The organism is Streptomyces sp. NPDC040410, assembly GCF_055595715.1.
In genome coordinates, this window is record NZ_JBVIVK010000004.1 from 337,361 (window position 1) to 350,779 (window position 13,419).

Here is a 13,419-nt window from a genome sequence, read left to right on the forward strand (position 1 = left end):
GCAGGAGCAGTGTGACAGCAGGCGCACAGCGATCCGCTCGCAGCGCAGCGGAGTGAAGTTGACGTTTCCCTGTGCGGGCTACAGAGGTACGCGCAGTGCCCCGTCTATCAGTTCGGCGGCCTCGGCCGTACCGGCACAACCGCTGCGCACCAGATGCTCGCGTACCGCGCGGAGTCTGTCCCGCAGGCGCTGGGACTCCATCCCACGGGCCTGCTCTGCCATCTGCACCGCGGTGGCCACCGCCTTGTCCGCGTTGCCCTGCCGCAGTTCGATCGTGCTGAGCATGGCGAGCCGGTGCACGCGGCCCCGGTCGTGGGCCGGATTGCCGACGGCGGCCGCCGCGTGCTCCCCGGCCGCCGCCAGCTCGCCGAGGCTGAGCAACGCCTCCGCCACCTGGACGTTGACCAGTCCCGGCTGGACATAGCCCGTCTCGTCGGGCTCGTATCCGCGCCGGATGCGTTCGGCGGCCTGCTCGGCACGCCGGATGCAGGACAGCGCACTCGTGCCGTCGCCCAGGTGTGCGTACGCCTTCGCCTGCATCGCGTACAGGTCGGAGGCGAGCGCCGGGGTGATGTGCCGGCCGGCGGCGCGCAGCGCGGCCTCCGCGAAGGCGACGGCCTGGCGGTACTCCCGCATGAACAGCGACTGGTTGACGAGGAGCGCGATCACATAGGCGCCAAGTCCCCGGTCGCCACTGGCCTTGGCGAGCCTGAGTGCCTGGTGGAAGTAGCGCTGGGCGAGGCCGTGCGCGTCGGAGTCGTACGCGCAGATGCCGGCGATCGCCACTAATCCGCCGGTGGCGCGGTGGAGTTGGCGGCCGGTCGCGTCGGTGTAGCCGCCGCGCAGCAGCGGGGCGGCCTCGGCGTTGAGGAAGCCGACGATCCGGGTGCGGGTCGCTATGCCGCCGGCCTTTCGGTACATCTGCTCGTAGTGCGCACGGGCCGCGCGCAGCATCTCGAGGTCGGCGGCGGTGACGCGGTGCCGGCCGCCGCGCGAGACGTCCACGTCCTCCGGCGGGTTCTCCCACTCCCAGACGGGCATCACGGCGGGCGTTCCCGTGACGGCGGGCGCACCCAGGATGTGCGGGCGCTGCTGCTCGTCGGACCGCCACAGGGCCGTGGCCCGCTCGACGAAGCCGGACAGCGTGGTGCCGTGCGGGGCGGACGGCTCGCCGGGCACACCGAGCCCGATGTCGTCGAGTCTGACGGGCCGTCGCAGCCGGGCGGCGAGCACCTCGCAGATCAGGTCGGGCACCTGGCCGCGGGGCCGCTGTCCCTTCAACCACCGTGCCACGGCGGTGTGTTCGTATCTGAGGGCGAGGCCGCGCGCCCGGCCCGCCTGATTGACGTGTGCGGCCAGCCCCGCGTGCGAGATTCCGGCCTCGTCCAGAATCGCGTCGAGCAGAGTGTTGGGCTCCATGGATGCCCCCCGGGTGCCTCGGTGCCGACAGAGTAGTGCGTCCGCCTTCACACGGGGTGTGAACGGAGTGCTCGAATCCGCGCTGTGTGCGCGCTGTTGCGGAGAGTTTCCAGCCGGTTGACTGAAATGCCTCGCAAGAGGCCGGCCGGGCCGCCGGCTCCCCCTCGTACAGTGCGGCGGCCTGATTCCGCGCCGTCCGCCCTGCTGCCTGCCCGACACTCCGTGGCGGGGCGGACGGCTCCGCCGGCCTGGCGGTGGGACCAAGCGCCGTTCGGCTAAAGGTGCGTTGGCGACTGCGGGTGCGTGGTGACCGGTCGCGCCCGCGCGGCGGAGCCGCATGTGTCACCGTCCCGCGCCCCTGGAGTCTGCCCGTGGCGACGATCGTTTCGCAGCACCAGTAGAGCCACGTCATCCGCAGGTGCGCCGCCCGCGTGGCGCTCAAGGGCGGTGAAGACGGCACCCAGTACCGCCTGAGGTACGACGACCGGGTCACCGCGGACGGTCTCTGCCAGCACCTCGCACAGCGGAAAGAACCGGCCCCGCGCGTCCCTCGCGTCCTCCGCACCGTCCGTGTGGAGGAACAGGGCCTCGCCCTGCCGCAGGTGACCGCAGTGCTCCACCCGGGGTTCGGGTGGGAGGGGGAACGGCCCGAGCGGCGGGAGGGGATCCGCTCGGGCGAGCGATTCCACGCCCGTCGCGCTCAGCACGTAGGGCCACGGGTGGCCACAGTTCAGGGCGCGCACCTCACCGTCCCGCGGGATCTCCAGCAGCAGTACGGTGACGAAGTCCTCGACGGCCGGGCTGTCCGGGACGTCGCCGGACGAGGGGACTTCGTCGCGGGCTCGTTCGCGCAGATGCCGGGCCAGGGCGCGGTCCAGGCGGCGCAGCACACCGCTGAGTTCGGGCTCGTCGTGCACGGCCTCGCGGAAACTGCCGAGGACGGCGGCGACCGTGCCGACCGCGGCCAGCCCGTGCCCTCTCACGTCTCCCATCACGACGCGTACGCCGTGCTCGGTGGCGATGACCTCGTACAGGTCGCCGCCGATCGCGGCACCGTGGTCCGCGGACAGCTGGGCGGCGGCGACGTCCATCCCGTCGATACGCGCAGGCAGTGGCCGCAGCAGCGCGCTCTGGGCGGCGCCCGCGACCCGGCGGACCTGTCTGAGCTCGCTCAGCAGCGCATGGTGGACGTGAAGGATCAGTCCGGTGCCGACGGCGAAGAAGACGGCACTCGTGACGGCCCTCGCACCGAGGCTGTCCTGCTGGGCGAGCGGGCAGGTCAGTTTGTACGTGATGGCGACGGCACCCCAGGCCGTGGGCAGCGCCAGTGCGAGCACGCGACGCAGCGGCCGGCGGGGAACCCCAGCCTTGATGCGGATCATCCGACGGCCCCCCATTTAGGCCCTACAGCGCGATCGGACCGACCCCGAAAGGCCGGTCCGATTCTTTCGACCGCAGGGCCCCGAAGGGCCGGATCACCAGCAGAACTCACTCAATCGAGTGAGGTGGCCGCACGGCGCCCCGAAGGGGCGCGGGGCGGGCTCCCCTAGCTCCGCAGAACGGCCCCCGTACGCTCCCCCGCCAGGGCAACCGCCGAATCCCGCGCCGCCGAAGCCTCGTCAACGGTCAGCGTCCGGTCACCCGCGCGGAAGCGCAACGCGTACGCCAGCGACTTGCGCCCGTCACCGAGCTGCTCGTCGTTCTCGTACACGTCGAACAGCCGGATGGCCTCCAGCAGTTCACCGGCCCCCTCGCGCAGCGCGGCCTCCACCTCGGCGTGCGGCACGAACTTGTCGACCACGAGGGCGACATCCTGCGTGGCGACCGGGAACGTGGAGATGCTCGGCGCCTGCGGGGTGCCGTCGCCGACCTGCTCCAGGACGTTCAGGTTCAGCTCCATCGCGCTGGTGCGCGCGGGCAGACCCAGGGCTTTCAGGACACGCGGGTGCAGTTCGCCCGCGTGGCCCACGACCCGCTCCGTCCCGTCGGCGACGACCACGAGCTCGGCGCAGCGGCCCGGGTGCCACGGCCCGTACTGGCCGGCCCGCACGATCAGCTCGGCGCCGGTCTCACGGGCCACGGTCCGCGCGGCCTCGACCGCGTCGGCCCAGTCGGCCGGGCGGCCCTTGCCCCACCAGCCGGCCTGCTCGCGGGCGCCCGCGAGGACTACGGCGACATGGCGCGGCTGCTCGGGCAGCGCTGCGTTCAGCCCGGCGATCTCCTCGTCGGTCGGGCGCCGGTCGACAGGCGGCGAGACGGCGACGCGCTGCTCCTCACGCGGGAGGAAGACCAGGCCGGTCTCGAAGAGGGCCAGGTCGTGCGAGCCCCGGCCGTCGTTGCGGCGCAGCGCGCCGAGGAGGCCCGGCAGCAGCGACGTGCGCAGCGCCGGCTCCTCGTCGTTGAGCGGGTTGACCAGCTTGACGACGCGGCGGGCCGGGTCGTCGGCCGCGAGGCCGAGCTGGTCGAAGGCCTGCTCGCTGATGAAGGGGTAGTTCGGCGCCTCGACGTATCCGGCCCCGGCCAGGGCGCGGCCGACCCGGCGGTGCAGCCGCTGGCGGTGCGTCAGGCCACGGCCCGACGGCGGCTTGGGCAGCGTGGAGGGCAGGTTCTCGTAGCCCTCCAGGCGGATGACCTCTTCGGCCAGGTCGTTCGGCTCGAGGAGGTCGGGGCGCCACGACGGCACGGTGACGATCAGCTCGTCCTGCCCGTACACGTCGCAGCCGACCTCCTGGAGACGGCGTACGACGGTCGCGCGGCCGTACTCGACGCCCGCGACCTTGTCGGGATGACCGGCCGGGACGGTGATGGTGTGCGGCGCGGACGGTGCGCCGGCCTCGGTGACGCCGGCCTCGGCGGTGCCGCCCGCCAGCAGCACCAGCAGGTCGACGGTGCGCTGGGCGGCGGCGGCCGCGGCCTGCGGGTCGACACCGCGCTCGAAGCGCTTGGACGCCTCGGAGGACAGCTTGTGGCGGCGCGCGGTGCGGGCGATCGTCACCTGGTCGAAGTGCGCGGCCTCGATGACCACGTCGGCGGTTGCGTTCTCGAGGTCGGCGATCTCGGTGTTGGCGCCGCCCATGACACCGGCGAGCCCGATCGGGCCGCGCTCGTCGGTGATCACCAGGTCCTCGCCGTGCAGGGTGCGCGTGACACCGTCGAGGGTGACGATCTTCTCGCCCTCCTCGGCCCGGCGCACACCGATGGTGCCCTGGACCAGCCCTCGGTCATAGGCGTGCAGCGGCTGGCCGATCTCCATCATCACGTAGTTGGTGACGTCGACGGCGAGCGAGATCGCGCGCATGCCGACCTTCTGCAGTCGGCGCTGCAGCCAGATCGGGGAACGTGCCTCGGGGCTCAGACCGGTGACGGTGCGCGCGGTGAAGCGGTCGCAGCCGACGGGGTCGGAGACCTGCACCGGGTAGCCGAACGCGTTCGGGTCGGGGACGTCGAGCAGGGCCGGGTCGCGCAGCGGCAGGCCGTAGGCGATGGCGGTCTCGCGGGCGACGCCGCGGATCGACAGGCAGTCGCCGCGGTTGGCGGTGACGGCGATGTCGAGGACCTCGTCGACCAGTTCGAGCAGCTCGATGGCGTCCTTGCCGACCTCGGTCTCCGGCGGCAGCACGATGATGCCGTGGGTGCCGTCGTCGCCCATGCCCAGCTCGCCGCTGGAGCAGATCATGCCGTGCGAGGTCCTGCCGTACGTCTTGCGGGCGGAGATCGCGAAGCCGCCGGGCAGCACGGCGCCCGGGAGGACCACGACCACCTTGTCGCCGACCTGGAAGTTCCGGGCGCCGCAGACGATCTCCTGGGGCTCGCCGGTGCCGTTGGCCTGCCCGACGTCGACGGTGCAGAAGCGGATCGGCTTCTTGAAGCCCTCCAGCTCCTCGATGGTCAGCACCTGGCCCACGACCAGCGGGCCCTTGAGGTCGGCGCCGAGATGCTCGACGGTCTCGACCTCCAGGCCGGCGGAAACGAGCTTGGCCTGGACGTCACGGCCGGTTTCGGTCGCCGGCAGGTCGACGTACTCCCGCAGCCAAGAAAGCGGGACCCGCATCAGATCTCCATCCCGAACGGCCGGGTGAACCGGACGTCACCCTCGACCATGTCTCGCATGTCATCGACGTTGTGGCGGAACATCAGCATCCGCTCGATGCCGAACCCGAAGGCGAAGCCGCTGTACTTCTCCGGGTCGACGCCGCAGGCGGTGAGCACCCGCGGGTTGACCATGCCGCAGCCGCCGAGCTCGATCCAGCCCTCGGAGGAGCAGGTGCGGCAGGGCCGGTCGGGGTTGCCGACGGACTCGCCGCGGCAGACGTAGCACACCATGTCCATCTCGGCGGACGGCTCGGTGAACGGGAAGAAGTTCGGCCGGAGCCGGGTCTTCATGCCCTCGCCGAACAGCGACTGGACCATGTGGTCCAGGGTGCCCTTGAGGTCGGCCATCGTCAGGCCCTCGTCCACGGCGAGCAGCTCGACCTGGTGGAAGACGGGGGTGTGGGTGGCGTCCAGCTCGTCCGTGCGGTACACGCGGCCGGGGCAGATCACATAGACCGGCAGCTCGCGGTCGAGCAGGGAGCGGATCTGCACGGGCGAGGTGTGGGTCCGCAGCACGACTCCGGACTCGGTGCCGCCGGACCCCGCGGCGGAGCCGCTGTCGGACGCGGTCTGCACGAAGAACGTGTCGGCCTCGCCGCGGGCCGGGTGGTCCGGGCCGATGTTCAGGGCGTCGAAGTTGAACCACTCGGCCTCGACCTGCGGGCCCTCGGCGACCTCGTAGCCCATGGCCACGAAGACGTCCTCGATGCGCTCCGACAGTGTGGTCAGCGGGTGGCGGGCGCCGGCCGGTACGCGGTCGTACGGCAGCGTGACGTCCACCGCCTCCTCGACCAGCACCCGGGCGTCGCGCTCGGCCTCCAGCTCGGTCTGGCGGGCGGCGAGCCCCTTGTTCACGGCGCCGCGGGCCTGGCCGACGAGCTTGCCGGCGGCGGCCTTGGCGTGCGGGGGCAGGGCGCCGATCTCGCGGTTGGCCAGGGCCAGCGGCGAGGTGCCGCCGGTGTGGGCGACCTTGGCCTCCTGGAGCGCGTCGAGGGAGTCCGCGGCGGCGAAGGCGGCGAGCGCCTCGTCCCGCATGCGCTCGATCTCTTCCGGTTTCAACGCCTCGACCTCGACAGGGTCGTACGACTTATTCGGTGCCGACATCTCTTCCCGTGCTTCCGATTGGCTGGCTGAAGGTCCCCGTCACCGACTCATTCAGAGGGCCGTCCGTGGGACACAAAGGTGCCAAAGGCCGAGTCTAACGGGGTGGAGGTGGACGAACGCGCCCGCGGGCCGCTCAGGCCAGATAGGCCGGAGTGCTCACGGGCAACGTAAATCGGAACTCGGCGCCGCCGTCAGGGGCGCGGCCGACCGTGATGGTGCCGCCGTGGGCCTCGACGATGCCCTTGACGATGTAGAGCCCGAGGCCCGTGCCACCGCGCTTGCTGCCCCGCCAGAAGCGGGTGAAGACGCGGTTCATGGACTCCTCCGGGATGCCGGGCCCCTCGTCGCTCACCGTGACCGACGTAGCTGTGTGCACTGTGCCTTCGGTGTCGTCCCCCTCTCGTGGGGACGCCGAGGGCGTGATGTCAATCGTGACCGTTCCCTCGCCGTGGCGCACGGCATTTTCCAGCAGGTTACTGAGGACCTGGTCGACCTTGTCGGGGTCGGCCCAGAGGCCGGGCAGGGGCTGCTCGACGCGCAGCAGGAACCGGTCGGCGGGCTGGCCCGCGGCGACGTACGCCTGGATGTGCCGGCCGACGGCCGCGCCGATGTCGACGGGCTGGCGGCGCACCTCCAGGCGCCCGGAGTCGATCCGCGATATGTCGAGCAGCTCGGCGATGAGGCGGGTGACACGGTCGGCGTCGGCGTCGACGGTCTCCAGCATGAGCCGCTTCTGGTCGTCGGTGAAGCGTTCCCACTTGGCGAGCAGGGTGGCTGTGAAGCCCTTGACCGAGGTGAGCGGCGAGCGCAGCTCGTGGGCGACGGTGGCGATCAGCTCGGCGTGGCTGCGTTCGGTACGGCGGCGGGCCTCGGTGTCCCGGAGGGAGACGACGACGCGGCGGACGGGCCCGGTGGGTTCGGCGCGGACGTACCGTGCCGAGACGAGGACCTCCCGCCCGCCGGGGAGCAGCAGGTTGCGTTCCGGCTGGCGGACCCGGATGGCGAGCCCGCCGTACGGGTCGGTCAGCTGCCACCAGCGCCGCCCCTCCAGGTCCTCCAAGGGCAGTGCCCTGTCGAGCTGCCGGCCGAGGGCTTCGGCGGCGGGGACCGCGGTGATGCGCTCGGCGGCGGCGTTGAAGGTGACGACCCGGCCGTGCTCGTCGGCGATCACCAGGCCGTCGGGCAGGTCGTCGGGGTCGACGGCGAGGTCGCCGGGTTCACGGTGCCGGGACCGGGCCGGGCCTCCCACGTCCCTCGCTCCCGGTGCGCTGCTCGTGCCGACACTCATCCCCGTACCCCACCTCTCAGACGGCGCAGGGCCCCCGAGCTGGTCACCCTACTAGCTCTCGGTGACGGAGCGGCACCCTCCGGAGGCGCGCTGTGCACGGGCTGACGCATAGAGACATACGGCGGCCGCGGTGGCGAGGTTCAGGCTCTCCGCCTTGCCGTGGATCGGAACGCGCACGACGGCGTCCGCGAGCGCCCGCGTCTCTTCCGGGAGCCCCCAGGCCTCGTTGCCGAACACCCAGGCGGTCGGCCCGCCCATGGTCCTGTTGTCGAGCTCGTCGTCGAGGTCGTCCGTACCGGCCCCGTCGGCGGCGAGGATGCGGACACCGAGGCCTTTGAGCCCATCGACGGCGTCCTCGACGGGCACGCCGACCGCGACGGGAAGGTGGAAGAGAGAGCCCACGGATGCCCGTACGGCCTTGGGATTGTAGAGATCGACGGAGGCATCGGTCAGTACGACGGCCTCGGCGCCGGCGGCGTCGGCGCACCGCAGGACGGTGCCGGCGTTCCCGGGATCCCGCACATGCGCGAGCACGGCGACGAGCTTGGGCCGGGCGGCGAGGATCGCCTCGAAGGGGGTGTCGAGGAACCGGCACACACCGACGAGCCCCTGCGGCGTGACGGTGGTGGAGATGCCGGCGACGACCTGCTCGGAGGCGAGGTGAACGCGTGCGCCGGCGTCACGGGCTTCTCCGACGATGTCGGCGTACCGCTCCGCTGCCTCGGCCGTGGCGAACAGCTCGACCAACGTGTCCGCGTGCCCGGCAGCCTCCCGCACGGCCTGCGGCCCCTCCGCGAGAAACAGCCGCTCCTTCCCCCGGAAGTTCCGCTTGGCCAGCCGCCGGGCGGCGGAAACACGGGGAGAGTGGGGGGAGATCAGCTCGGGGGTGGCGGGGGGCATGCTGTTCACCTTCGGTAACTGAGTTTCCGCCGCAACGGCGATCAACCACGACGGCGGACTTCGGCGGTGCCGAACCCACCAGAAGCACGGAACACCACGGACCCGCAGGCCGGAAGCCTACGGGTCCGTAAATCACGTCGGCCTGGGGCCGGCGCGGCGTCACGCAGCCTTGGGCGCGTTGACGTCCGACGGCAGAGCCTTCTGTGCCACCTCGACGAGCGCCGCGAAGGCACCCGCGTCGTTGACAGCCAGCTCGGCCAGGATCTTGCGGTCGACCTCGACGTTCGCGGCCTTCAGACCCTGGATGAAGCGGTTGTACGTGATGCCGTTGGCGCGGGCAGCGGCGTTGATGCGCTGGATCCACAGCTGGCGGAAGTCACCCTTGCGCTTCTTGCGGTCGTTGTAGTTGTAGACCAGCGAGTGGGTGACCTGCTCCTTGGCCTTGCGGTACAGGCGCGAACGCTGACCGCGGTAGCCGGAGGCCTGCTCGAGGATCGCCCGGCGCTTCTTGTGGGCGTTGACTGCCCGCTTGACGCGTGCCACTTGTTAACTCCTTGTAGCGGGGCCGTGGTTGGACTCACACGGCCCGGAAACGATTGGGTCCCGGTCCTGACTGCGTACGGCGCTCACGCGCCGCCGTGTCACTTGCCGAGAAGCTTCTTGATCTTCGCGGCGTCGCCCGGGGCCATCTCGGCGTTGCCGGTGAGGCGACGCGTCACGCGGGACGACTTGTGCTCGAGCAGGTGGCGCTTGCCGGCGCGCTCACGGAGCACCTTGCCGGAGCCGGTGACCTTGAAACGCTTGCTGGCACCGCTGTGCGACTTGTTCTTCGGCATAGCGCCGTTCTCTCCTCGTCGGTGGCGCTCCGGTGCCCGGTCACGAAAACCGGGCACGGTGGAGCGTCGCTCTTGTATCGGTTACATCCCCGGACTCGCGTCCCGGGTCTCCGGGGCGTGCGCCCTTGGGGATCAGGCTTCGGCGGAAGCCTCGGCCGGAGCCTCGGCGTCCACCGTGTCCGCGGCGGTCTCGGTGTCCGCGGCGTTCTGCGAGCGGCCGGGGTTGGCCTTCGCTTCCGCCTTGCGGGCCTCCTGCGCCTGGCGGGCCTCGGCCATCGCCTCGGTCTTCTTCTTGTGCGGACCGAGAACCATGATCATGTTGCGGCCGTCCTGCTTCGGGTTCGACTCGACGAAACCGAGGTCCTGGACGTCTTCCGCGAGGCGCTGCAGCAGTCGGTAGCCCAGTTCGGGCCGGGACTGCTCGCGACCACGGAACATGATCGTGATCTTGACCTTGTCGCCCTGCTTGAGGAACCGGACGACGTGACCCTTCTTGGTGTCATAGTCGTGCGGGTCGATCTTCGGCCGGAGCTTCATCTCCTTGATGACCGTGTGCGCCTGGTTCTTACGCGCCTCACGGGCCTTCATGGCCGACTCGTACTTGAACTTCCCGTAGTCCATGAGCTTGCACACGGGCGGACGGGCGTTCGCCGCGACCTCGACCAGGTCCAGGTCGTACTCCTGTGCAAGCTCCAGTGCCTTGGCCAGCGGGACAATGCCCACCTGCTCGCCACTGGGACCGACAAGTCGCACCTCGGGAACGCGAATCCGGTCGTTGATGCGGGGCTCGGCGCTGATGGATCCTCCTCGGTAGCACCACACGGCGGTCTGGCGGACAGCCGCGTATGTCTCTGTTAGACAAGACCTAACCGCGCCGAAGCACAAAAAATGCCCCGGACGATCACAGGCGGGGCTCCAAGCACTACCGGAGCACCGCCGCGATGATCGCGGGGCGCACTTTCGGGCGACTCCATCGTCCGTACGGAACGATGGTGGCCGCCTGACCGGGGGTGACCCGCCGCCCCGGAGGACGGTCAGGTGGGAGATCGGAGCCTCCACTTGTGGGCCGGGCACACAGTCGTGTCCGACCGGTCGTTACACAAGGTTAGCAGTTCACCGGGGCGTGCGCGAATCCGGTGTCTCCCGCCTCCTGCTGTCAAGGGGGCACACCCCGCCCCCTATCGTGTCCTGCATGAGTGACACCTCCCCCTCGGGCACCCCCGAGTCGCCCGACTTCGACGACATGACCCGCGACATCGCCGAGGTCCCCGCCGTCGAGGTGATCGTGACGGTCGCCGTCAACCTGATGAGCGCCGCCGCCGTGAAGCTCGGCCTGACGGAGGAGGGCGACAGGTACAAGGACCTGGACGAGGCCCGGAAGCTGGTACACGCGCTGGCCGGCCTGCTGGACGCGAGCGCGACCGAGATCAGCTCCTTCCACGCGGCGCCTCTGCGCGACGGACTGAAGTCTCTGCAGCTGGCGTTCCGCGAGGCCTCGCTCGTCCCGGACGAGCCGGGCCAGGGACCGGGCGAGAAGTACACCGGCCCGATCTACGGCTAGGTGCCCGGATCAGCCGCGTACGCCTACGGCTGTTTCATCCGCTCACGCCCACGGCTGTTTCATCCGCGTACGTACATGGGCTCGCCCGGTGGTGTCGCCCCGGCAGGCAGCAGTGCCAGGTCGAGGCCGCGCACCAGGCGGGCCCTCAGTGTGTCGTCGGCGGCGAGGCGCTGCGCCACCGTGCGGGCGGCCTCGGCCGGGGATGCGACGGGGTCCAGTACGAGGGCGAGGGTCCCGTCGGCCTGCCCGGGGCCGAGATGGGCGCGCAGCACGGCGGGTTCGGCGGCCACCGCGGCACGTACGGCGTCGAGCACGGCCGGATCGGCGAGCGGGTCGGTCGTCGTACGCCCCTCCGCGAGCGCCAGCAGCGCGGGCCCGGTCAGCTCGTACGGCACGGGCCCGGCCATGTCCAGCACGATGGTGTCCGCCTGCTCGTGCGCCGCGGCCTGCAGGGCCTGGCGCAGGGGTACGGCGACGGGGCGGGCCTCCGGGTCCCAGCGGGCCAGCGAGTCGGTGGAGGTGAACGCCGGCAGGGCGGTGCGGCCCCCGGCCTTCAGGGTCGGTACGGCCATGTCGCTGGTCTTCTCACGGCGCAGCCCGTTCTCGTCCTCCTCGGCCTCGCCGAGCACGGCCACGACGGGGACGAGCAGCCGGGCGCCCTTGAGGGCCTCCAGAACGGGTCCCTCGGCGGTGCGGTCCTCGGCCCAGGCGTCGAGTGCGGCGCTCAGCCGGGGGTCGGCGGAGCCGTCGTCGTCGGAGAAGCCGGGGTCGGGAATGTTCTTGTTCGCCACGGTCACCGACCTTATAGGGGGGATGCTGCTGCGCTTGTGCGGGCCCCGAAACCTGGCCGTCACCGCCTTCACAGGATTCTCAGAGTTCTCTGATACGCATCTAACTTTCGTCTCACAGCCCGCACAGTCGCCGCCCCGAGGATGGCGGGCATGGAGTCTTCCGGAGCACGCCGAGGCCGCCGCGCTCGCGCCTCCCGCCGTCGCACCCGAACCCCCTCCCGCCGCCGTCCCCTGCTGTACGTCGCCCTCGCCGCCGTGGCCGTCGGGGGTGCCACGGCCGCGGGGACCGTGTACGTGAAGGCCCAGGCGCGCACCGGGACGGGCGCCGTATCGTCGTCGGCGACGCCGTCGGCCTCCTCCTCGGCCCCGGCGAGCAGGGAGGAACAGGTGGAATCCGTGGCGGAGCCGGCAGTGGACCACGACGTGCTGTTGGCCGAGGCCATGGAGCCCGTGGCCGTCGAGGACGGTGTGGACGTGTCGGTGGCGGTGCTGGACCTGGACTCCGGCGTGAACGCCTCGTACGGCGAGGGCGCGTTCGACACGGCGAGCATCGTCAAGGTCGACATCCTGGCGACGCTGCTGCTCCAGGCGCAGGACGCGGACCACCGTCTCACAGCGACCGAGAAGGCGTACGCCACCGCGATGATCGAGAACAGCGACAACGCCTCCGCGTCCGCCCTGTGGCGGATCATCGGCAAGGCGGACGGCCTGGATGCCGCCAACGAGCGCTTCGGGCTCACGGACACGGAGGGCGGCGAGGACATGCTGTGGGGGCTGACCCAGACCACTGCGGCCGACCAACTCACCCTTCTCCGGCAGGTGTTCGGGGACGACTCCGAGCTGAGCGAGGGCTCGCGGACGTATCTGCGAGGGCTGATGGGGCGGATAGCCGCGGACCAGCACTGGGGTGTGTCGGCGGCGGCGGACGGCTCGAAGTGGGCCCTGAAGAACGGCTGGCTGCCGCGCAGCACCACGGGGCTGTGGGACATCAACAGCATCGGGCGCGTGACGGTGGGCGGCCGCGACTGTCTGGTGGCCGTGCTGTCGAACGGCAACTCGACGCAGACGAAGGGGATTTCGCTGGTGGAGACGGCGGCGAAGGCGGCGGTGTCGGTGTTCGCCGGGGAAACGGCTTCCGCTTCCGCTTCCCCGTCCGCATCCGATTCCCTGGCCGCCTCGGCTTCTTCTTCGAGCTAGTGCCGCGTCAGCCAGGGATTGCCCGTCAAGGAGCGGTGCTGGCGCGTGCACTCGGCGTGCCGGCCGGAAGTCCTCGTACTGGACGTACTCGGGCTTTCGGCCGGTTCGGCGAGTGGGGGCACCTCCCCCGCCCTTGAGGCAGTGGGGAAGCGTGCCGGGCATCGTGACGGGGCGAACCCTGGCCGACGCGGCGCCAGGTCGTCGAATTCCCGTCGTCCGCCCGGAGGGCGG

General features: G+C 71.2%; 12 protein-coding genes. 2 read left to right on the forward strand and 10 right to left on the reverse strand.

The window, feature by feature from the left end; translation table 11 throughout:
• Nucleotides 1-78: 78 nt before the first annotated feature.
• From ACZ562_RS11560 to infC, 9 genes are all read right to left on the reverse strand, one after another.
• Nucleotides 79-1,419 carry a transcriptional regulator gene (locus ACZ562_RS11560; RefSeq protein ID WP_471176524.1) on the reverse strand — a complete coding sequence of 447 codons (1,341 nt, stop codon included), beginning with the start codon at nt 1,417-1,419 and terminating at the stop codon, nt 79-81.
• 275 nt (nt 1,420-1,694) lie between these two features.
• On the reverse strand, nt 1,695-2,801 hold the full coding sequence (locus ACZ562_RS11565; protein ID WP_471176527.1) for a PP2C family protein-serine/threonine phosphatase: 1,107 nt from the start codon (nt 2,799-2,801) through the stop codon (nt 1,695-1,697).
• Nucleotides 2,802-2,965: 164 nt separating this feature from the next.
• Nucleotides 2,966-5,470, reverse strand: coding sequence for a phenylalanine--tRNA ligase subunit beta (gene pheT, locus ACZ562_RS11570; RefSeq protein WP_471176529.1), 2,505 nt, complete (start codon nt 5,468-5,470; stop codon nt 2,966-2,968).
• The gene (gene pheS, locus ACZ562_RS11575; protein ID WP_471176532.1) at nt 5,470-6,615 is read right to left on the reverse strand and encodes a phenylalanine--tRNA ligase subunit alpha; all 1,146 of its coding nucleotides are present in this window, start codon (nt 6,613-6,615) and stop codon (nt 5,470-5,472) included. Before pheS ends, pheT begins: the two co-directional genes overlap by 1 nt.
• 133 nt (nt 6,616-6,748) lie before the next feature.
• On the reverse strand, nt 6,749-7,903 hold the full coding sequence (locus tag ACZ562_RS11580; RefSeq protein ID WP_471176535.1) for a sensor histidine kinase: 1,155 nt from the start codon (nt 7,901-7,903) through the stop codon (nt 6,749-6,751).
• Between the two features lie 51 nt (nt 7,904-7,954).
• Nucleotides 7,955-8,803, reverse strand: coding sequence for a TrmH family RNA methyltransferase (locus tag ACZ562_RS11585; RefSeq protein ID WP_471176538.1), 849 nt, complete (start codon nt 8,801-8,803; stop codon nt 7,955-7,957).
• A 159-nt stretch (nt 8,804-8,962) separates the two neighbouring features.
• The gene (gene rplT, locus ACZ562_RS11590; protein WP_004002577.1) at nt 8,963-9,346 is read right to left on the reverse strand and encodes a 50S ribosomal protein L20; all 384 of its coding nucleotides are present in this window, start codon (nt 9,344-9,346) and stop codon (nt 8,963-8,965) included.
• A gap of 98 nt (nt 9,347-9,444) precedes the next feature.
• Complete coding sequence (rpmI, locus tag ACZ562_RS11595; RefSeq protein WP_004933563.1) at nt 9,445-9,639, reverse strand: 50S ribosomal protein L35; 195 nt, start codon at nt 9,637-9,639, stop codon at nt 9,445-9,447.
• A gap of 132 nt (nt 9,640-9,771) precedes the next feature.
• Complete coding sequence (gene infC, locus ACZ562_RS11600) at nt 9,772-10,461, reverse strand: translation initiation factor IF-3 (RefSeq protein WP_471176542.1); 690 nt, start codon at nt 10,459-10,461, stop codon at nt 9,772-9,774.
• A 370-nt stretch (nt 10,462-10,831) separates the two neighbouring features.
• Between infC and ACZ562_RS11605 the strand changes: the two genes are divergently transcribed.
• Nucleotides 10,832-11,200, forward strand: coding sequence for a DUF1844 domain-containing protein (locus tag ACZ562_RS11605; RefSeq protein ID WP_471176545.1), 369 nt, complete (start codon nt 10,832-10,834; stop codon nt 11,198-11,200).
• Nucleotides 11,201-11,259: 59 nt separating this feature from the next.
• Here the strand turns inward: ACZ562_RS11605 and ACZ562_RS11610 are convergent, their stop codons facing one another.
• The gene (locus tag ACZ562_RS11610) at nt 11,260-11,991 is read right to left on the reverse strand and encodes an SseB family protein (protein WP_471176548.1); all 732 of its coding nucleotides are present in this window, start codon (nt 11,989-11,991) and stop codon (nt 11,260-11,262) included.
• 150 nt (nt 11,992-12,141) lie between these two features.
• Between ACZ562_RS11610 and ACZ562_RS11615 the strand changes: the two genes are divergently transcribed.
• Nucleotides 12,142-13,188 (forward strand): serine hydrolase, encoded by a 1,047-nt coding sequence (locus tag ACZ562_RS11615; protein ID WP_471176550.1) that lies wholly within the window; start codon nt 12,142-12,144, stop codon nt 13,186-13,188.
• Nucleotides 13,189-13,419: the final 231 nt, after the last annotated feature.